An 18,232-nucleotide genomic window follows, 5' to 3' on the forward strand; every position below is an offset into this window, starting at 1 on the left:
TGGAGGGATACATAATGACGGAATTTAGAATCGAAAAAGACACAATGGGCGAAATCAAAGTGCCGAAGGACAAGTTCTGGGGTGCACAAACACAACGAAGCAAAGAAAATTTCAAAATCGGTTCTGAGAAAATGCCAAAGGAAGTTGTGAATGCGTTTGCAATTTTGAAACGTAGCACAGCGATTGCGAACGAACGTCTTGGCAACCTTGAAAGCGAAAAAGCAGAAGCAATTGCTGCTGTATGTGATGACATCATCAGCGGAAAGTATGATGAGCATTTCCCGCTTGTTGTTTGGCAGACAGGCAGTGGAACACAAAGTAACATGAACATGAACGAAGTCGTTGCAAACAGAGCAACTGCTTACTTGAAAGATAAAAATAGCGAGTTCAGCATTCATCCGAATGATGACGTTAACCGCAGCCAAAGCTCAAATGATACATTCCCAACGGCTATGCACGTGGCAGCTGTTTTAGCTGTGTACAAAAAATTATTGCCTGCTATTGACCAGTTACGAACAACTCTTGATGAGAAAGCAAAAGCGTATCAAGAGATTGTGAAAATCGGCCGTACGCACTTGCAGGATGCAACACCGCTGACAGTTGGCCAAGAGATTAGCGGCTGGGTATACATGCTGGACCGTTCAAAAGAAATGATTCTAGAATCAACTGAAAAAATGAGAGAATTGGCCATTGGCGGAACTGCTGTTGGTACAGGCATTAACGCACATCCTGAGTTCGGTCAATATGTTGCTGAGGAAATCAGCCAGCTGACAGGTCAAACATTCAATTCTTCACCAAACAAATTCCATGCGCTGACAAGCCATGATGAAATTACGTATGCACACGGTGCTTTAAAAGCACTTGCAGCTGATTTAATGAAAATTGCTAATGATGTGAGATGGCTTGCAAGTGGTCCTCGCTGCGGAATTGGTGAATTGATCATTCCTGAAAATGAGCCGGGAAGCTCCATTATGCCAGGAAAAGTCAATCCAACCCAAAGTGAAGCTTTAACCATGATTGCAGCACAAATCATGGGGAATGATGCCACAATCGGTTTTGCGGCAAGCCAAGGAAACTTTGAGCTGAACGTATTTAAGCCAGTCATCATTTATAACTTCCTGCAATCAGTTGAACTACTTGCTGACGGCATGAATTCATTCCATGACAAGTGTGCAGTTGGAATCGAACCAAACCTTGAAACGATTGAGAAAAACTTGAACAATTCATTGATGCTTGTGACGGCACTGAACCCGCACATCGGATATGAAAATGCAGCGAAAATTGCGAAGCTTGCACACAAAGAAGGATTAACACTAAAAGAAGCAGCACTTCAATTAGAGCTGTTAACAGAAGAGCAGTTCGAGCAATTTGTGAAACCAGAGGAAATGGTGACACCGAAAGCAAAATAAGAAACCAGGGGCGGCTGCCCCTGGTTTTTTTCATTGAAAATATGTGTTTACAAATGATCCTCTTTCAAAATACGCAAAAGTGACTCAGAGTTGCTTTGCAGCGGTGCGTATAATTTCAATTGGTACAGCATGCCTTTCACGATGACTTGTCTTGGTTTTTGTTTGTTTAATTCATTTTCCAGAATGCCAAGCGCTTCAAATAATTCAGGCTCGTCTTTCACTTCATAGTGTGCTTCAGCCATCTCTCTTAATTCCTGTAAAAGAGATTCTGTGAGCGGATCGAATGACCGTTCATAAATCGGACCAAACCAATCGCTCGCTTGATCTACAGAAATGAGAGGAGGGTCATTTCGCTTCATCATACCGCCCATCAAATCATCGATACGGTGAATCATGGTTGTGGCAAGCTCTTCTGCTTCCAGCTGAAAATCATATAAAATCGCAAGCTCGAAATAAACGTGGCTCATGCCCTCAATCGTCAAACATAAATCAGCCATATAAGGAATGGCAGCGTCTCCATACACTTGTTTAATATTATCGATATGAAGCTGAATCGTCGCAAGCCTAATTTGTTTTGCGAGCTGCTGCGTTTCTTGAGTCATAGGAAGCGCTCGATCGCTCAGCTGCATTTTAATAAAATCCTTTTGCTGCAAAATATTATCGTAATAGACAGTGAGCTGTTTGCGGTAGGCTTCTTTTGGTGTGCCGCCCTCTGTTTGAACCTCATGAATCCGGGTAAATACCTTATCGTAATAGTAATGAAGGATCGAAATGAGCAATGCTTCCTTTGATTTAAAATAAAGATAAAAAGCACCCTTTGACATGTGGCATTCATCCGCAATTTCCTGAACAGACGTTGTGTTGTAGCCTTTGCTGGCAAATAATTTCATGCCAGCCTCAATGATCATTTTTTCTTTCTTTTTCAATATGAATGTCATCCTTTCTTACCGAGAGACAAATGTCTTAGGAAACGTGCGCAAAGAGATGTGACTTATTGGTCATAAACGACGAAAGTTTTCAAAAATTAATCAGATTGTAACTTGTTTTTTACAGTGTAATTCTTTATATTATAAAGTAAGGTGACCAACTGGTCAAAATATGTGAAAGGATGATGTTCCATGAGAGAAATCGATGATATGATTAGACGCTTGCGAACAAAAGGGATTCAAGTAGAAAAAGTCAAAATGCCGAAAGAGACAACCATTGAAAAGAAATGGATGTATCAAGCTGGCAAAAAGATCAAAGCCACATACCGTGATTTCAATGGGTATTCATTCATTTAAAAAAGACTGCGGTCAAAAACCTACAGTCTCTTCTTTGGAACCATGATTGTATAACGTACACCTAGATCATCATTTTCAATAGATATGGACGCTTGATGCATTGAAAGGATTCTTTTGACAATGCTTAATCCAATACCGAATTCGCCCTTTTTTCCCTTACTAAAAGGTTCGTATAGGTTGGACAGCATATGTTCTTCAATTGGAGGACCGTCATTACGAATGACAATGCGGATTTGATCCTCTTCTTGTTTCATCTGAATATCAATCTTACTTTTTGCGTAGCGAAGTTGATTTTCTAGTACATTCTCAAATAATTTGCTCCATTGTTCTGGATCGCCTTCAAGAGCAGCCTCATCATCTAAGTCCACGTTCCACTGCAATTCATTTTTCGACCAGCGTATTCGGTCGACCACTTCCAGCATCGTATTACTGAGTAGGAAGGAAGAATGTGCGGGATGTTGTTTTGATAAATAATCAAGCTTTGTTAAGTACAGCAGATCCTTGATTTTCTTCTCAAGCTTTTCCGCTTCACCTTCAATGACTTCCACCGTTTGTTCAAGATCTCCCTTAGGAAAAATACCATCTTTAATGGACTGCGTGTAGCCGCGGATGACCATGACAGGTGTCTTTAAGTCATGTGAAATATTCTGCAAAAGTGTCCGTTCTGTTTCATCTTTTTGAATGAGTTTTTGTCTCATTTCTTCAATGGTATGACCAAGTTTGCCAATTTCATCTTGCCGGTCAACGATGACAGGATCGTCCCAGTCCTCTTGGGCAATCCGTTTGACGTGCTTTTCAAACGCAACGATTGGTCGGGATAGATAGCGGGCAAGCCAAATCGATGGAATCCAGCTTAGTAAAATAACAGTGCCTAAGATGAAGATCAGCTGTTTAAACAGCGTAAAGGATAGGTCATCTCGATAAGAATCTGGTGCATAGGACAGAAGAATATATTGTGTATTGCCTGATGATACTTTTTTGATGACAAAAAAGATATGCTGGCCGTTCACCTCTTCAGAATACCGTTTCGTTGCGCTTTTTTGTTTTTTCACAAACGATTGGATTTTCTCAATAAAAGCATGCGGAAAAAACTGCGCCATTTGATCTAATTCATCTGACGGGATCAAAATGTGCTGCACGGAGCGGTTTTCCGGTGTCGATTTTGGCGAGCCGTCTCGGTTCAATGGATATTCTGTCAGCACTTGCTGTTCATTTTCGATATTTTTATAAATTTCATTTGTGAAAAAGTCACGTAATGTATTGGAAAATAGAATAATCAGGACAATGGAAATGGTGAGCAAAATGCCAGAGATCACAGCCCAAATTTGAAAAGCGAGCGGTTTGTTCTTCATCCTTTCAGCATCCTATAGCCAAATCCATAGATGGTCTCGACCTTTAAGTCGGGCATTTTTTTGCGCAGCCGTCTGACAAGGTCATCCACCACACGATCTGTCCCGAAGTAATCGTGTCCCCAAATCTTGACGAGGATATCTTCACGAGAAAAAGCATGTCCCTGGTGATGTGTAAATAAAAGCAGCAAGTCAAATTCCTTAGACGTTAAGTTAATGAGCTGCCCCTCTTCATAGACCTCTCTTACATCCTCATGAATGACATAAGAAGAAACTGAAGTGACGCTTTGCTGCTGCGGGCTATCGCTGTTTTTATACACAAGCTCCAGCAGCTTTTGAACCCGAATGATCAGCTCACGAGGAAGAAACGGCTTCGCAATATAATCACTGCTTCCCAGCTCTAAACCGAGGACACGGTCGATATCTGCATCACGTGCTGAAATGAAAATGACCGGTACGTCAGGTGATGCGGCTTTAATTTCTTTTATGAGGGTATAGCCGTCTGTATCAGGCAGCATGATATCTAAAATCCATAGATGCGGCGGCTTGTTTATGGCCTCGCGTGCCGCTTCTCCGGTTAAAAAAGAGGAGACATTCCAATCCTCACTCTCTAAATATTTGGTTAACAGTTCATTTAAATTTTGTTCATCTTCAACTAAATAAATGGTGTACGACAAAGTCTTCCACATCCTCTCAACGTCATTATAACGGGATACGAAGGCGGCATGTCAACAATCACACGCTTTTTTCACAATTTCACATATTCTTCTCATCATTATCCCATAATGTTTGATTATGATAAGGTCAAGGGAAAAAAGGGCATAGACAAAAGGCGGATGAATAGGTGCTTTTCATCAATGTGCGCACCTTGCTTTTTTTCTATGAATAAGTATTATATAATTTGACATATTGCCATAAAGTATTTTTCAATGATCTTTCCATTAAGAGGACCTGAGTCCTATCTAGACATATGAATGAAACATGATGTAAAGGAGTGCAAGCGATGGATTTCCGAAGAGAAGATGAAGAGAATAAGATGAATCATCCAGAAAATCAAGACAATGAAATGAATCATCAAAAAGATACCCATCAAGAGAATGAGAAACAAATAGACGCACCAGAAAAAGAGAAGGAACTTGTTTTTCACCAGCATGAAAATGAAGCATCTGCCTCGCAGGAGAGTGTGACAAATCATTCTCCTCAAATGGTGGATGACCGTGCGTCGAAAAAAGAGAAAAAGCGGAAGGCGGCATGGCTCAGCCCAATTCTTGGAGGGATTATTGGCGGGGGTCTTGTACTTGGCATTACACCGCTTTTGCCGCAGTCACAGGATACAGCTGCCAACACGCAAACGCAGACCGCATCAAGCGAGCCGGCAGCCTCAGATAATTTCTCGACAAAACAAATCACCAATGCCACAAATGTGGCTGATATGGTAGAAGATTTAGAGCCCACTATTGTAGGGGTCTCAAACTATCAATCTACACAAAATTCGTTTGGCTTGAGCGGTGATCGAACAGAAGCTGAAGCTGGAACAGGCTCTGGTGTCATCTTCAAAAAAGATGGCAAAAAAGCGTACATTATTACAAATAACCACGTTGTCGAAGGGGCCAATAAAATCAAGGTCACCCTTTATGATGGAAAAACAAAAGACGCAAAGCTTGTCGGCAGTGATGTCATGACCGACTTAGCCGTTGTTGAAATGAACGCAGACGGCATTGATAAAGTGGCGAGCTTTGGTGATTCTTCTAAGCTTCGTGCTGGAGATAAAGTCATTGCCATTGGGAATCCGCTCGGTGCACAGTTCTCAGGTACTGTGACAGAAGGAATCATTAGTGGTCTTGATCGTACTGTAGAAGCAAATACGTCATCTGGTACGGTGGAGATGAATGTGCTGCAAACAGATGCAGCGATTAACCCAGGAAACAGCGGGGGGCCACTGATCAATACAGATGGTCAAGTCATTGGCATTAACAGCTTGAAAATCAGCGAAAGCGGTGTGGAATCACTTGGATTCGCGATCCCAAGTAACGATGTCAAACCGATTGTAGATGAGCTGTTGAAAAATGGAAAAGTTGAACGTCCATATCTTGGCGTTCAAATGATTGATCTTGAGCAAGTGCCTGAGACGTATCAGGAAAATACGCTCGGCTTATTTGATAAACAAATCGGCAAAGGCATTTATGTAAAGGATGTTTCAAAAGGTTCACCTGCACAAAAAGCAGGCTTGAAATCTGGAGATGTCATCATCAAGTTCAAAGGGAAAGACGTAGTGAACAGCTCTCAGCTGAAAGAAATTCTTTACAAAGAAACAAAAGTCGGCGATAAAACCACAATGACTGTCATTCGTGAAGGAAAGAACAAAAATCTAGATATTACCCTTGGACAGTCAGATAGCGAATAAATGAAAAAAACAGGTGGATGTCAACGTATCCACCTGTTTTTTTGTGCTTATTTTTTTGAAGAGAGTGTACGTAGTATGATGTGTTCCCACATGTTCCACGGCAGAAGCTGCTTTGCTGTGAATGAAAGTCGTACACCTTTTCCAACAAGATATCTCAGCCGTTTCAGCCGCTTCTTTTCTGCTAATCGTACAACAAGCTCTGCCACTTCACGAGGATCTCCATAGTTGGATTTCTGGGCATCAATATGGGCCATCATCTTTTGATAGAGTTTTGTGTATTTCGATCCTTCTGCTGGCTGAATCATTTGTTCGTTCATGGAGGTGTTCCAAATATTCGTCTGGAAAGAGCCTGGCTCGATCAAGGCCGCCTGTATACCGAACGAAGCCAGTTCAATCCGCAAGCTTTCTGTATAGCCTTCCAACGCAAACTTAGACGATACATATGGAGAAAGTGCAGGCATTCCCATTAATCCACTGATACTGCTCATATTGAAAATTTTTGCGCCACTCGTCATAAACGGCAGCACTGCTTGGGTCATTTCCATCACACCGAAGACATTCACTTCAAATTGTTGGCGGTATGTGTCGACAGGAACCTCCTCTGCAAAACCAGCAAAGGCTGTTCCCGCATTGTTCACAAGCAGGGTAATGGGTGCATAGGTATGAAGCTTCTTCTGAAATGCTTGAATCGACTGCGTATCGGTCACATCTAACGCTTCAATATGTATCATGCCAGATAAAGAGGCTTCCTCGATTTCTTCAGCGAGCTTTTTGGCATTGGTTTCCTGTCTGACGCCGGCAATCACTGTATAGCCCCGCTTTGCGAGACACATCGTGATGAGCTTGCCAAAGCCGCTATTGGCACCAGTTACAATGGCTGTTCTTTTCATCATCCGGTCCTCCTTTTTGTTTCAATTTATCATAGTGGGCTGTTTTATTGAATAACAAAAAGGAGCCTGGAGAAGAATAAAAAGCGATGCTGTGAAATAGGAGGAAACACATGATGTGTTGGAAGAAGGCGGGACGAATAGGAGTGCTGCTCTTTATGCTGTCCGGCTGTCAATCAGTTGAACCGTTACAACAAACACATGAAGCAGAAGCAGAAAGTCTATCAGCTGTTCAAATGAAGGAACTGCCATTTCAGCATGTGCATCTGCTTGTCCAATATGGACAGAAAAACGAATTATACGAAGCGACCTACCGTCAGGCAAGAGGCAAAGAGGAAGCAATCATTCGTGATCATATGAATGGGGCCCGCTATGAAGGAGAAGAAGCTTTGCGCGAGATGAAGATGAAGCTGAATGATATGTCGATTCCTAGTGCAAAGATCAATGAAGCGTATGTAAATGAACTATTAACTGCTTTTAATTTAGATGATGATTATCAGCGGATTCAGATCGATTTAAAGCTCGAGGATGGGACCAAACGTACATTCCAAAGGAAGAAATAAACGAGACTTTCTCATTTTTTAATTGAAAATGATTTTCAAGATCACTTAAATCTGATACACTAAATTGAGATAAGTGATCTTTTACGTCTGTACATAGACGATATTTCATATAAAAATTTGGATGAGAAAAGGAGCGTTTGAGCGGAATGAGTGCCATTTCTACTGAAGGTTTAAGCTTAGGCTACGGAGAAACAATGATCATCGATGAACTAAATGTATCAATCCCTAAGGGTGAAATCACAGTATTTATTGGCAGTAATGGATGTGGTAAATCCACGCTACTGCGCTCTTTGGCCCGTCTCATGAAGCCAATGGGTGGTTCTGTCCTGCTTGAAGGTCATTCCATTGCAAAATTACCAACAAAAGAAGTAGCGAAACAGCTCGCCATTCTTCCACAAGGACCAGAAGCGCCAGAAGGATTAACTGTGCATCAGTTAGTGAAGCAAGGCAGATATCCTTATCAAAATTGGCTGAAGCAGTGGTCGAAGCAAGATGAAGAAGCTGTGAACCGCGCATTGAAGTCAACAAAGATGGAAGATCTTGCTGATCGGACCGTTGATTCATTATCAGGTGGACAAAGGCAGCGTGCATGGATTGCGATGACGCTGGCTCAAGAGACCGATATTATTTTGTTAGATGAGCCGACGACATATTTAGACATGACGCATCAAATCGAAATTTTGGACCTTCTGTTTGATTTAAATGAGAAAGAGCAGCGCACGATTGTGATGGTTCTTCATGACCTCAATCTTGCATGCAGATATGCTCATCATCTTGTCGCGATTAAAGACAAGTCAATCTATGCAGAAGGCAGACCAGAAACAGTGATTAATTGTGATCTTGTGAAAAATGTCTTTGATATGAATTGCCAAGTGACAACAGATCCTTTATTTGGAACACCATTATGTATTCCGCACGGTAGAGGACGCTGTATTGTGCAGCAAGCGCAAGCTGAAACGTTTCTTGCTGCAAGATAATCGTATGTCAAAAGCCTGACATCTGTGTCTCACAGAGTCAGGCTTTTTTCTGAAAAAGGAGCGGAATATCAATGGGAAATGAATTAGATGAAAAGCTGGAAGGCTTGCTTGATAAATATACAGAGCTGCTGCTCGGTGAATCAACAGACGAGCTGAAACAAGATGTGAAACAATGGGTGATCTACTCCCATATCGCAAAAAGCATGCCGCCGCTAGCAAAGCATTTCAATGAAACGTATCCAGAAGCAAAAGAAGAAATCAAACACACGATTCAACGAATCAAACAGTTGAACGAAGCTCATCGCGCCAATAAAGACCGTTAAAAAACTGCCAGCAGCGTGTAGACAAACCCTCGCATTCTTTGTCAGTCCTGTGCGCTGGTGCTCACGAATGTTCAATTCGCTCCGCAAAAGTAGCCGTCCTTCCTAGACTGCAAAGGTTTTCTATCACGCTGAAAAGAAGATAAAGGGCTAAAATAAAAATCATTTTAGCCCTTTATCAACAATTGACTGCCAGCTCCAACTGGCAGTTTTTTTCTTATGACATTTGTGATGAACCGTACGGGGATTGATCTGTCAGTGTTTGCTGGAACTTCTGGTGTGCCTGCTGGAGCTTTTGCTGATCAGCGGCTTCAACAGAATACCAGCCATATCGGAACATGACATCATATAAATGTCTTTGTGTTTTCTGTGTTTCCAGTGCAATTCGCTGAATATCCTGATAAAGAGATTCATGACTGAATTCATTGAGCGCTGTGTTGTATCCACTTGTCATATATTTTTCAGTCGACAAGAGATCTGTGACAAAATCACGATCGTTCATGCTGGTTGTTGTGGGAACCGGAGTTTGTGGATTCCCGATTTTTTGTTGGTTTTGCTGTTCCATGTTTTTTCCTCCTATTGCATAAAGCCAGTAGACTGGCCTTGCCCTGAGCTGCCTAAATGCTGAAGAATTTGTGTGTAATGCTGATGATGCATTTGCCCAACTTGGTTTAATTCTTGTTTCAATGTTTGGTCCTGGCAATGCTCGGCCATAAAATGAGCCTTTTTCATGGCGATCAAGTTCCAGTTGAGCATATCCTCTAAGTACAAGGAATCCTTCACTGATATGACTTCTGGGGGCATATTCATTTGCTGATTGTTCAACTTGTGTTCCTCCTTTGTTTCCTTACTGTTTCTTTTTATATTGCTGATTTTGACTGGTTTTTTTCCCGCCTAGGTCTGCTTCCTGTGATGGACCTGCGTTTCCTTTTACACTTGCAGCACTAACGCCTGCTTTCGATGGGTTTTTCTTCAAACGAGACATGTGGACATCACCTCCATTCTTACAATTCCCTCTCATCTTTAATTCATACGCCGCAAAATAAGGCACACGAGAATGTGTAAATTTTTGAAATCTGCTATTGAACTGTTTCGGAAAATCTTTTAAGATAAAGAAAGAGGCATTGCTTTTTTTTGGACAAAAAATGAATGACTGTTCATTCAAAATGTTTAGGGGGATATTTATGGGCAAACATATTCGCAAGGCGGCTGTCATTGGTTCAGGTGTCATGGGCTCAGGCATTGCTGCACATTTAGCCAATATTGGGATACCAGTTACACTGCTAGATATTGTGCCAAATGAACTGACAAAGGAAGAAACGGCGAAAAAGCGGACGCTTGATCACCCTAGTGTTCGGAATCGATTAAGTCAAGAAGCGATGAAAAAATTGTTAAAGCAAAAGCCAGCACCTCTTACTTCAGCAAAAAACCTATCATACATCACACCGGGAAATCTCACAGACCACCTTTCCTTATTACACGATGCTGACTGGATCATTGAAGTCGTCACTGAAAAGCTCAGCATCAAAAAGCACGTATTCTCTCTCATCGACGAACACCGCAAAGAAGGAAGCATCGTATCAAGCAATACATCCGGTATTTCAGTTGAAAAAATGGCAGAAGGCCGATCAGATGATTTTAAACGCCATTTTTTAGGCACACATTTTTTTAACCCAGCTCGTTATTTAAAGCTCTTAGAAATCATTCCTATTCAAGAAACCGATCCAGAAGTACTGTCATTTATGAAAACATTTGGCGAGGATGTACTCGGCAAAGGTGTGGTTGAAGCAAAGGACACACCGAACTTTATTGCAAACCGCATTGGCACTTATGGACTTCTTGTCACAGTGCGTGAAATGCTTGAGAACAAATACACCATCGGAGAAGTGGATTCTGTCACAGGACCTCTCATTGGAAGACCGAAAAGTGCGACATTCCGTACACTGGATGTAGTGGGACTCGACACATTTTCACATGTGGCACGAAACGTATATGAGCAGGTAGAAGGAAAGGAAAAAGAGATTTTCCAGCTGCCTGAGTTTATTGAAAGAATGCTCGAAAAAGGATGGATTGGCAGCAAGGCAGGCCAAGGTTTTTATCAAAAAAATGGGAAGGTCATTTTAGAGCTTGACCCAGTGACGCTCACATATGGTGAACGCACAAAGCTAAAAGATCCAGGCATTGAAATGGCGAAACAGCAAAAGGGTGCAAAAGCAAAGTTGAAAGCGCTTATTTATCAGGATGGCCGTGCAGGGCAACTACTTTGGAATATGACAGCGCCCGTACTTCTTTATTCAGCTCATCTAAAAGGTGAAATTGCGGATGATATTCAGTCTATCGATAACGCCATGAAATGGGGATTCGGCTGGCAGCACGGCCCATTTGAGCTGTGGGATGCAATAGGTGTCAAAAAAGCTGCCGAACGCATGGAAGCAGAAGGCCACAGTATTCCAGCATGGGTAAAAGACATGCTGTCAAAAGGACACGAGACATTCTATCAAGAGAATGCTGATGGAGAGCGTGCGTTTTATCATAACGGGGCTTATGAACAGGAAAAAGGGAACGACAAACATATATCTTTAGCTAGATTGAAAAAGAAACACGACGTCATCTTCAAAAATTCTGGTGCGAGCCTGATCGATATTGGTGATGATGTCGCCTTGCTCGAATTTCACTCTAAAAGCAATGCCATTGGACTAGATGTCATTGATATGATCAATCGCGCTGTTGATGAGACGGAAAAGAATTATAAAGGGCTTGTCATCGGAAACCAAGGGAAGAACTTCTGTGTTGGCGCAAACCTTGCCCTGATTTTAATGGAAGCACAGGACGACAATTTCTTTGAAATTGACTTTGTGATCAGACGCTTCCAGCAGGCAATGATGAAGGTGAAATATAGCAATCGCCCAGTCGTGGCCGCCCCATTTGGGATGACATTAGGAGGCGGAACAGAAGTTTGTCTGCCGGCAGCAGCTATTCAGGCGTCCAGCGAAACATACATGGGACTTGTGGAAGCGGGAGTTGGACTGATTCCAGGAGGCGGCGGAAACAAAGAGTTATATCTTCGTCACCTGCAAGGATCAGCGAAGCCGTCGCAGACGGCTATACAGGATGCTACGCTGAAAACATTTGAAACAATTGCAATGGCAAAAGTATCGACTTCAGCTGAGGATGCGCGGGATATGAACATGCTCCGCGTGAGTGACCGGATTAGTATGAACGGGGATCACCTGATCTATGATGCAAAACAACTGGTGCTCTCTCTTGATGAAGCCGGTTATCGTGCGCCGCTCAAGCAAAAGGTGCCGGTCATGGGAGAAACAGGCTATGCAGCGATGATTTTGGCTGCTGAAAATATGAGACTGTCAGGATACATTTCAGAGCATGACATGACCATTGTAAAAAAATTAGCTCATGTCATTTCCGGCGGGAAACTGCCATTTGGAACCGAGGTAGAGGAGCAATACTTATTAGAGCTTGAAAGAGAAGCCTTTTTAAGTCTTGTAGGAGAAGTGAAATCACAGGCACGTATGCAGCACATGCTCGTCAAAGGAAAACCTTTACGTAACTAAGGGGGAGTCAAAATGAGAGAAGCAGTCATTGTCGCTGGCGCAAGAACACCAGTAGGGAAGGCGAAAAAAGGATCGTTAAAACATGTCCGGCCTGATGATATGGGCGCATTATGTGTAAAAGAAACGTTAAAGCGTGCCGGTGAATACGACGGTCAAATAGATGATTTGATCATTGGCTGTGCAACGCCAGAAGCAGAGCAGGGGTTAAATGTGGCGAGGAATATTGGGGCATTAGCGGGACTGCCTTATACGGTACCTGCCATCACCATAAACCGTTACTGCTCGTCTGGTCTTCAATCTATCGCTTATGCGGGTGAACGTATTATGCTCGGGCAGGCAGACACGATTTTAGCCGGAGGAGTCGAATCGATGTCGCAGGTGCCGATGATGGGTCATTCCATTCGTCCAAATGCTCTCTTGGCAGAGCAAGCACCTGAATACTACATGAGCATGGGGCACACGGCAGAGCAAGTGGCGCAAAAGTATCAGGTCACACGTCAAGATCAGGACGCCTTTGCGGTGAGGAGTCATCAAAAGGCAGCAAAGGCACTTCAAGAAGGGAAATTTTCAGATGAAATTGTGCCTGTTGATGTAACAGAGCGACGGGTAGGTGAGCAATATCAATTAGAAGAGCATCAATTCACGTTCTCACAGGATGAAGGTGTGAGAGCAGGCACAACGGAGGAGATTCTTTCCACATTGCGTCCAGCCTTCTCAACAAAAGGCACGGTGACCGCAGGGAACTCGTCTCAAACAAGTGACGGTGCCGCGTGTGTGATGATGATGGACCGCGAGAAAGCATCCTCACTTTCTCTTCAGCCGCTCGCTAAATTCAGAGCATTTGCTGTTGGCGGTGTACCGCCTGAAGTGATGGGGATCGGTCCGGTCGAAGCCATTCCGCGTGCGCTGAAAATCGCTGGACTTGAGCTGAAGGATATTGGCCTGTTTGAATTAAACGAAGCGTTTGCCTCTCAGGCAATTCAAGTCATTCGTCATTTAGGAATTGATGAGGAAAAGGTGAATGTCAATGGCGGGGCAATTGCGCTCGGACATCCGCTCGGCTGTACAGGAACGAAACTAACGCTGTCACTGATTCATGAAATGAAACGGCGAAACGAGCAATTTGGCATTGTCACAATGTGTATCGGCGGGGGCATGGGAGCAGCAGGCATTTTTGAATTGATCTAAAGGGGGAAATCAGGATGAAAGCATTGGAAGATGTAAAAAAGGGTGGAAGCTTTTTAATTGATGAGACGAATTATGAGCATATTTTTACACCGGAGGATTTCTCTGATGAACATCAAATGATTGGAAAAACAACAGAGGATTATATTTTACAAGATGTGGTTCCGCATATTGATCAAATTGAAAACCATGAGTTCGAGCATTCGGTCAGGCTTCTCAAAAAGGCTGGTGAGCTTGGGCTGCTTGGAGCTGATGTGCCTGAGGAATTCGGCGGGCTTGGATTAGATAAAGTCAGTTCCGCTATCATTACTGAAAAATTCGCTAGAGCAGGAAGCTTCTCACTTTCCTATGGTGCTCATGTCGGTATTGGTTCTCTGCCGATCGTGCTCTTCGGGAATCAAGCGCAAAAGGAAGCGTACCTGCCTGGACTCGCCTCTGGTGAAACCATTGCGGCGTACGCACTCACTGAGCCAGGATCAGGCTCTGACGCCCTTGGAGCAAAAACAACAGCAGTTCTGAATGAAGCAGGTACCCATTATGTCCTCAATGGAGAAAAGCAGTGGATCACAAACTCCGCATTTGCCGATGTCTTTGTTGTGTATGCCAAGATTGATGGTGAACACTTCTCTGCTTTTATCGTCGAAAAGGATTTTCCAGGTGTCAAAACGGGGCCTGAAGAGAAAAAGATGGGTATTAAAGGATCATCGACAAGAACATTGATTCTTGAAGATGCCCAAGTACCGAAGGAGAATTTGCTCGGTGAAGCTGGCAGAGGTCATGTGATTGCGTTTAACATTTTGAATATTGGGCGCTATAAGCTGGCAGTCGGCACAATCGGTGCATCAAAGCGCGTCATTCAATTGTCGGCAGAATATGCGAACCAGCGTAAGCAGTTCAAAACACCAATTTCTCGATTCAGCTTAATTGGTGAAAAAGCAGCCAATATGTCAGCAAAGCTCTATGCGATGGAAAGTGCTGTTTACCGTACGGTTGGATTATTTGAACAGCGAATGGGGCTCTTAAGTGATGAAGAGCAAAAAGACGGCAAACAAATTGCCCAATCCATTGCGGAATATGCGATTGAATGTTCTCTCTGTAAAGTGCTTGGCTCTGAAACGTTAGATTATATTGTGGATGAAGGCGTGCAGATTCACGGCGGATATGGATTCATGCAAGAATACGAGGTCGAAAGAGCCTATCGCGACTCACGAATTAACCGGATTTTTGAAGGGACAAACGAAATCAACCGTTTGCTTGTACCAGGTACATTCTTGAAGAAAGCGATGAAAGGAGAGCTTCCGCTGCTTCAAAAAGCGCAAACCTTACAGGAAGAGCTAATGATGATGATGCCGGAAGAGCCAGGCGATCAGCCGCTCGATCAAGAAAAATATTTGCTCGCCCATGCGAAAAAGATCGCCTTAATGGTGGCTGGTATGGCAGCCATGAAATACGGGAAAGCCTTAGACAAAGAGCAAGAAATTCTTGTGAACATAGCCGATATCGTCAATGAAATTTTTGCTGCTGAATCAGCGATTCTGCGTACAGAAAAGGCAATCGCTGCAACAGGGGCAGAAAAGAATGAACAAAAGCTTGCTTACACACAAATTTTCACGCAGGAAGCTTTCTTAAAGATTGAAGCCCATGCAAAAGAATCCTTGATTGCGATGGAGGAAGGAGATTCACTCCGCATGAGCCTGTCAGCCCTTCGCAAGCTGACAAGATTTACGCCGATCAATGTCATCGCCAAAAAGCGCGAAGTGGCAAAACGAATCTTTGAAGCAGAGAAATATATCGTATAAGGATGGCTTAAAAGGTGCGGATACTACTCCGCACCTTTTTGTAAGCATACATTTAGGTTTTTAAAATATTTTGTGATAAAATGTTGTCACTATTTGCAGGAGGTGAAAATGGTGGCTTTAGATTTTTATGAATACCCATCTTGCGGTACATGCCGAAAAGCAAAAAAGTGGCTGGAAGCACACAATAAAGACATCAACAGCATACATATCGTCGAAGAGACGCCTGATAAAGAAACATTAAAAGCCCTTTACGAAAAAAGCGGTTTAGAGCTGAAGAAATTCTTTAATACAAGCGGACAAAAATACCGGGAGCTGCAGCTAAAAGATCAACTTCCTGCAATGTCAGAGGACGAGCAGCTAGAATTACTCGCGTCTAACGGAATGCTGATTAAGCGCCCGATTACAACAGACGGAAAACGAGTCACGGTAGGATTTAATGAAGATACATTTAAAAGCGTCTGGAAATGATGTAACTTTCATTCAGATTGTGGTATCTTCAATATAGATTGTAAGAAAAGACTGGAGGGGTATTGAATGAGCACACCAAAAGATTTACGTTATTCAGAAGAACATGAATGGGTCAAAGTAGAAGGAGATAAGGTGCGTATCGGTATTACGCATTTTGCTCAATCTGAGCTGGGCGATATCGTGTTCGTTGAGCTTCCTGAAGTAGGAGACAAAATCACAGCGGACGAGCCTTTCGGAAGTGTAGAATCAGTGAAAACCGTTTCTGAACTTTATGCACCGATCAATGGCACAATCGTTGAAGTGAACGATGAGCTGGATGACAGCCCGGAATTCGTCAACGACTCTCCATACGAAAAAGCATGGATGATCGTTGTAGAACCAGCTGATGCTTCTGAAATTGAGAACTTAATGACGGCTGAGCAATATGAAGAAATGACAAAAGAAGACTAATTCATGAGAAATTGGACACTCTACCTTTATGGGGGGTGTCCAATTTGTCTTTTCAAAAAGAACACGTGGATATAACAGAGCATGTCACTGGACGATTCAAAGAAAGCGGCATGGTGCTTTATCATCAAAATGAAGAGATTGGCACGATGATTAGTGAAAACCAATATGAGCTGAAATCGGGATATTCCTATGATCAAAATCGTTTTTATCGTTTAACGGACACATTAACCGATGGGACAGAAAAATATGTTGACTGTGACGATGAAAATGGCTGGTGCTAATCACAGATGAGACTGCAGTGAACAGAAGCTGCAGTCTTTTTGATGACGAGGCGCTCAATCTTTACAACCTGAATGAAAGATTGTAATCTAAGGAAGAAGTGAATCAACGTCAAAAGGGCCGGGTGATCGTGATGAATGTCGAGATAGAAAAGGTCATCATTGTAGAAGGTAAAACAGACAAACAAAAGCTAAAAGAAGTCATAAGTGAACCTGTTACCATCATTTGCACCAATGGCACGATCAGTACATCGAAGCTGGATCAGCTTGTGGACGATTTAGTGGGGAAAGACGTTTACATATTAGCTGACAGTGACGATGCAGGCGACAAACTGCGGAAGCAATTTCGAAAAGAATTCCCTGAAGCACTTCATCTTTTTGTCGACAGAACGTACCGCGAAGTGGCCGCTTCACCGTCAGCCCACATTGCATCTATCCTATTAGCTGCAAACATTGATGTTCATTCGAAATATTTATGAGGGTGGACGTATATGAAAGAAATTGAAGAACACGAATTCAAGGAGATAGAGGACGATTTATTTCTTTTATACTTATATACACCGTTTTGCGGAACATGCCAGCTGGCTAAGAAAATGCTGGCAGTCGTAGACGCCATGCAGCCGGATGTACCATTTTACGAAAACAATTTAAACTATTCACCAGGCTTTGCGAAAGCATTTGAAATCGAGAGTGTTCCTTGCTTTCTCCTGTTTAAAAAAGGTGAATTGGTGCAAAAAGGCTATGCCTTTCATTCAGTTCCATATCTTCATGAAATGATCGAAACCGCTAAATAAAGCGGTTTTTTGTCATATTTCAAGAAATTCATTTGAAAATTTGTCGAGTTATTTATAAAGGACAAGAAGATGTTTGTAGAGAAATGTTATGTATAACCAAATGACAGGGAGGTTATACATGTGGAAAATGTGAAAGCCCATGGTAACACAGGGCAGCGTTTATTATTAAAGCCGCTGCTCTCATCATCATCCTTGAAGATTACATTTGAGGCGGAAACTGACTCTTGTACATTGATTGTGGATGAACGTGGTGAAGTGAAGAAACTACCTGCAATTGAGTTATCGGATCTCATCTTTTATGGTGAGAGGAAAGAAATTCTTCAATTATTAGATGGAGATATGTCCTTACAGCAGTTAATCAGCAGAGGACAAGTCAAAGTGAAAGGGTCATTCCGTGCGCTCCTTAGACTAGAGGCAGTGCTTTGGCTGACGAACGGTTTTTTTCGAAAAATGATAACGTAGTTGTTTACTTGGAAATTAGCGATTTACAGCGT

The 18,232-nt window shown here is 42.7% G+C and carries 22 protein-coding genes; 15 read left to right on the forward strand and 7 right to left on the reverse strand.

Going from position 1 to position 18,232, the window contains the following annotated elements; genetic code table 11:
- Nucleotides 1-14: 14 nt before the first annotated feature.
- A complete protein-coding gene (fumC, locus tag M1D84_RS03690) occupies nt 15-1,409 on the forward strand; it encodes a class II fumarate hydratase (RefSeq protein ID WP_024423418.1) in 1,395 nt (464 codons plus the stop codon).
- Nucleotides 1,410-1,456: 47 nt separating this feature from the next.
- Here the strand turns inward: fumC and M1D84_RS03695 are convergent, their stop codons facing one another.
- Nucleotides 1,457-2,335, reverse strand: coding sequence for a TetR/AcrR family transcriptional regulator (locus tag M1D84_RS03695; protein ID WP_213405038.1), 879 nt, complete (start codon nt 2,333-2,335; stop codon nt 1,457-1,459).
- A gap of 192 nt (nt 2,336-2,527) precedes the next feature.
- Here M1D84_RS03695 and spxO point away from each other — a divergent pair, with 192 nt between their 5' ends.
- Nucleotides 2,528-2,692, forward strand: coding sequence for an anti-adapter protein SpxO (gene spxO / locus M1D84_RS03700; RefSeq protein WP_003212782.1), 165 nt, complete (start codon nt 2,528-2,530; stop codon nt 2,690-2,692).
- A gap of 20 nt (nt 2,693-2,712) precedes the next feature.
- Here the strand turns inward: spxO and M1D84_RS03705 are convergent, their stop codons facing one another.
- Nucleotides 2,713-4,044, reverse strand: coding sequence for a HAMP domain-containing sensor histidine kinase (locus tag M1D84_RS03705; RefSeq protein ID WP_024423416.1), 1,332 nt, complete (start codon nt 4,042-4,044; stop codon nt 2,713-2,715).
- Complete coding sequence (locus tag M1D84_RS03710) at nt 4,041-4,718, reverse strand: response regulator transcription factor (RefSeq protein WP_122632048.1); 678 nt, start codon at nt 4,716-4,718, stop codon at nt 4,041-4,043. The genes M1D84_RS03705 and M1D84_RS03710 overlap by 4 nt, the downstream gene beginning before the upstream one ends.
- Nucleotides 4,719-5,044: 326 nt before the next feature.
- Here M1D84_RS03710 and M1D84_RS03715 point away from each other — a divergent pair, with 326 nt between their 5' ends.
- On the forward strand, nt 5,045-6,445 hold the full coding sequence (locus tag M1D84_RS03715) for a S1C family serine protease (protein WP_458106408.1): 1,401 nt from the start codon (nt 5,045-5,047) through the stop codon (nt 6,443-6,445).
- A 47-nt stretch (nt 6,446-6,492) separates the two neighbouring features.
- Here the strand turns inward: M1D84_RS03715 and M1D84_RS03720 are convergent, their stop codons facing one another.
- Complete coding sequence (locus M1D84_RS03720) at nt 6,493-7,335, reverse strand: oxidoreductase (protein ID WP_270128170.1); 843 nt, start codon at nt 7,333-7,335, stop codon at nt 6,493-6,495.
- Nucleotides 7,336-7,448: 113 nt separating this feature from the next.
- On the opposite strand from M1D84_RS03720, the gene M1D84_RS03725 reads away from it, so the two are divergent.
- The 3 genes from M1D84_RS03725 to M1D84_RS03735 all read left to right on the forward strand — a co-directional run bounded on the left by M1D84_RS03725 (nt 7,449) and on the right by M1D84_RS03735 (nt 9,195).
- Nucleotides 7,449-7,895, forward strand: coding sequence for a YusW family protein (locus tag M1D84_RS03725; protein WP_025094132.1), 447 nt, complete (start codon nt 7,449-7,451; stop codon nt 7,893-7,895).
- A gap of 146 nt (nt 7,896-8,041) precedes the next feature.
- On the forward strand, nt 8,042-8,872 hold the full coding sequence (locus tag M1D84_RS03730; protein ID WP_008347057.1) for an ABC transporter ATP-binding protein: 831 nt from the start codon (nt 8,042-8,044) through the stop codon (nt 8,870-8,872).
- A gap of 71 nt (nt 8,873-8,943) precedes the next feature.
- Nucleotides 8,944-9,195, forward strand: coding sequence for a YusU family protein (locus tag M1D84_RS03735; protein ID WP_024423411.1), 252 nt, complete (start codon nt 8,944-8,946; stop codon nt 9,193-9,195).
- Nucleotides 9,196-9,409: 214 nt separating this feature from the next.
- On the opposite strand, the gene M1D84_RS03740 is transcribed toward M1D84_RS03735, so the two are convergent.
- From M1D84_RS03740 to M1D84_RS03750, 3 genes are read right to left on the reverse strand one after another with little or no spacing between them, the layout of a single operon-like run.
- The gene (locus M1D84_RS03740) at nt 9,410-9,757 is read right to left on the reverse strand and encodes a spore coat protein (protein ID WP_073207344.1); all 348 of its coding nucleotides are present in this window, start codon (nt 9,755-9,757) and stop codon (nt 9,410-9,412) included.
- An 11-nt stretch (nt 9,758-9,768) separates the two neighbouring features.
- Nucleotides 9,769-10,002 (reverse strand): hypothetical protein, encoded by a 234-nt coding sequence (locus tag M1D84_RS03745; protein ID WP_224426662.1) that lies wholly within the window; start codon nt 10,000-10,002, stop codon nt 9,769-9,771.
- Between the two features lie 37 nt (nt 10,003-10,039).
- Nucleotides 10,040-10,177, reverse strand: coding sequence for a YuzL family protein (locus M1D84_RS03750; protein WP_103131593.1), 138 nt, complete (start codon nt 10,175-10,177; stop codon nt 10,040-10,042).
- A gap of 199 nt (nt 10,178-10,376) precedes the next feature.
- Between M1D84_RS03750 and M1D84_RS03755 the strand changes: the two genes are divergently transcribed.
- From M1D84_RS03755 to M1D84_RS03795, 9 genes are all read left to right on the forward strand, one after another.
- Nucleotides 10,377-12,764: a 3-hydroxyacyl-CoA dehydrogenase/enoyl-CoA hydratase family protein gene (locus M1D84_RS03755; protein ID WP_341319690.1), complete on the forward strand. Its 2,388-nt coding sequence runs from the start codon at nt 10,377-10,379 to the stop codon at nt 12,762-12,764.
- A 12-nt stretch (nt 12,765-12,776) separates the two neighbouring features.
- On the forward strand, nt 12,777-13,952 hold the full coding sequence (locus M1D84_RS03760) for an acetyl-CoA C-acetyltransferase (protein ID WP_024426007.1): 1,176 nt from the start codon (nt 12,777-12,779) through the stop codon (nt 13,950-13,952).
- Between the two features lie 14 nt (nt 13,953-13,966).
- Nucleotides 13,967-15,748: an acyl-CoA dehydrogenase family protein gene (locus tag M1D84_RS03765; RefSeq protein WP_213404778.1), complete on the forward strand. Its 1,782-nt coding sequence runs from the start codon at nt 13,967-13,969 to the stop codon at nt 15,746-15,748.
- A 111-nt stretch (nt 15,749-15,859) separates the two neighbouring features.
- Nucleotides 15,860-16,216, forward strand: coding sequence for an arsenate reductase family protein (locus M1D84_RS03770; RefSeq protein WP_024423406.1), 357 nt, complete (start codon nt 15,860-15,862; stop codon nt 16,214-16,216).
- A 66-nt stretch (nt 16,217-16,282) separates the two neighbouring features.
- Complete coding sequence (gene gcvH / locus M1D84_RS03775) at nt 16,283-16,666, forward strand: glycine cleavage system protein GcvH (protein ID WP_008347039.1); 384 nt, start codon at nt 16,283-16,285, stop codon at nt 16,664-16,666.
- 44 nt (nt 16,667-16,710) lie between these two features.
- Nucleotides 16,711-16,947 carry a YusG family protein gene (locus tag M1D84_RS03780; protein ID WP_024423405.1) on the forward strand — a complete coding sequence of 79 codons (237 nt, stop codon included), beginning with the start codon at nt 16,711-16,713 and terminating at the stop codon, nt 16,945-16,947.
- A gap of 131 nt (nt 16,948-17,078) precedes the next feature.
- Nucleotides 17,079-17,423, forward strand: coding sequence for a toprim domain-containing protein (locus M1D84_RS03785; RefSeq protein WP_024423404.1), 345 nt, complete (start codon nt 17,079-17,081; stop codon nt 17,421-17,423).
- A gap of 12 nt (nt 17,424-17,435) precedes the next feature.
- A complete protein-coding gene (locus M1D84_RS03790) occupies nt 17,436-17,738 on the forward strand; it encodes a thioredoxin family protein (RefSeq protein ID WP_024426005.1) in 303 nt (100 codons plus the stop codon).
- 120 nt (nt 17,739-17,858) lie between these two features.
- Complete coding sequence (locus M1D84_RS03795) at nt 17,859-18,200, forward strand: SCP2 sterol-binding domain-containing protein (RefSeq protein WP_024423403.1); 342 nt, start codon at nt 17,859-17,861, stop codon at nt 18,198-18,200.
- Nucleotides 18,201-18,232 lie beyond the last annotated feature (32 nt).

The sequence above is a fragment of the Bacillus sp. PK5-006 genome, assembly GCF_054161415.1.

Coding starts and splice junctions, on each gene's coding strand:
- fumC (WP_024423418.1), top strand. CDS start 15: ATGACGGAATTTAGAATCGAAAAAGACACAATGGGCGAAATCAAAGTG.
- spxO (WP_003212782.1), top strand. CDS start 2,528: ATGAGAGAAATCGATGATATGATTAGACGCTTGCGAACAAAAGGGATT.
- M1D84_RS03705 (WP_024423416.1), bottom strand. CDS start 4,044: ATGAAGAACAAACCGCTCGCTTTTCAAATTTGGGCTGTGATCTCTGGC.
- M1D84_RS03715 (WP_458106408.1), top strand. CDS start 5,045: ATGGATTTCCGAAGAGAAGATGAAGAGAATAAGATGAATCATCCAGAA.
- M1D84_RS03720 (WP_270128170.1), bottom strand. CDS start 7,335: ATGAAAAGAACAGCCATTGTAACTGGTGCCAATAGCGGCTTTGGCAAG.
- M1D84_RS03725 (WP_025094132.1), top strand. CDS start 7,449: ATGTGTTGGAAGAAGGCGGGACGAATAGGAGTGCTGCTCTTTATGCTG.
- M1D84_RS03730 (WP_008347057.1), top strand. CDS start 8,042: ATGAGTGCCATTTCTACTGAAGGTTTAAGCTTAGGCTACGGAGAAACA.
- M1D84_RS03735 (WP_024423411.1), top strand. CDS start 8,944: ATGGGAAATGAATTAGATGAAAAGCTGGAAGGCTTGCTTGATAAATAT.
- M1D84_RS03740 (WP_073207344.1), bottom strand. CDS start 9,757: ATGGAACAGCAAAACCAACAAAAAATCGGGAATCCACAAACTCCGGTT.
- M1D84_RS03745 (WP_224426662.1), bottom strand. CDS start 10,002: ATGAATATGCCCCCAGAAGTCATATCAGTGAAGGATTCCTTGTACTTA.
- M1D84_RS03750 (WP_103131593.1), bottom strand. CDS start 10,177: ATGTCTCGTTTGAAGAAAAACCCATCGAAAGCAGGCGTTAGTGCTGCA.
- M1D84_RS03755 (WP_341319690.1), top strand. CDS start 10,377: ATGGGCAAACATATTCGCAAGGCGGCTGTCATTGGTTCAGGTGTCATG.
- M1D84_RS03760 (WP_024426007.1), top strand. CDS start 12,777: ATGAGAGAAGCAGTCATTGTCGCTGGCGCAAGAACACCAGTAGGGAAG.
- M1D84_RS03765 (WP_213404778.1), top strand. CDS start 13,967: ATGAAAGCATTGGAAGATGTAAAAAAGGGTGGAAGCTTTTTAATTGAT.
- gcvH (WP_008347039.1), top strand. CDS start 16,283: ATGAGCACACCAAAAGATTTACGTTATTCAGAAGAACATGAATGGGTC.
- M1D84_RS03785 (WP_024423404.1), top strand. CDS start 17,079: ATGAATGTCGAGATAGAAAAGGTCATCATTGTAGAAGGTAAAACAGAC.
- M1D84_RS03790 (WP_024426005.1), top strand. CDS start 17,436: ATGAAAGAAATTGAAGAACACGAATTCAAGGAGATAGAGGACGATTTA.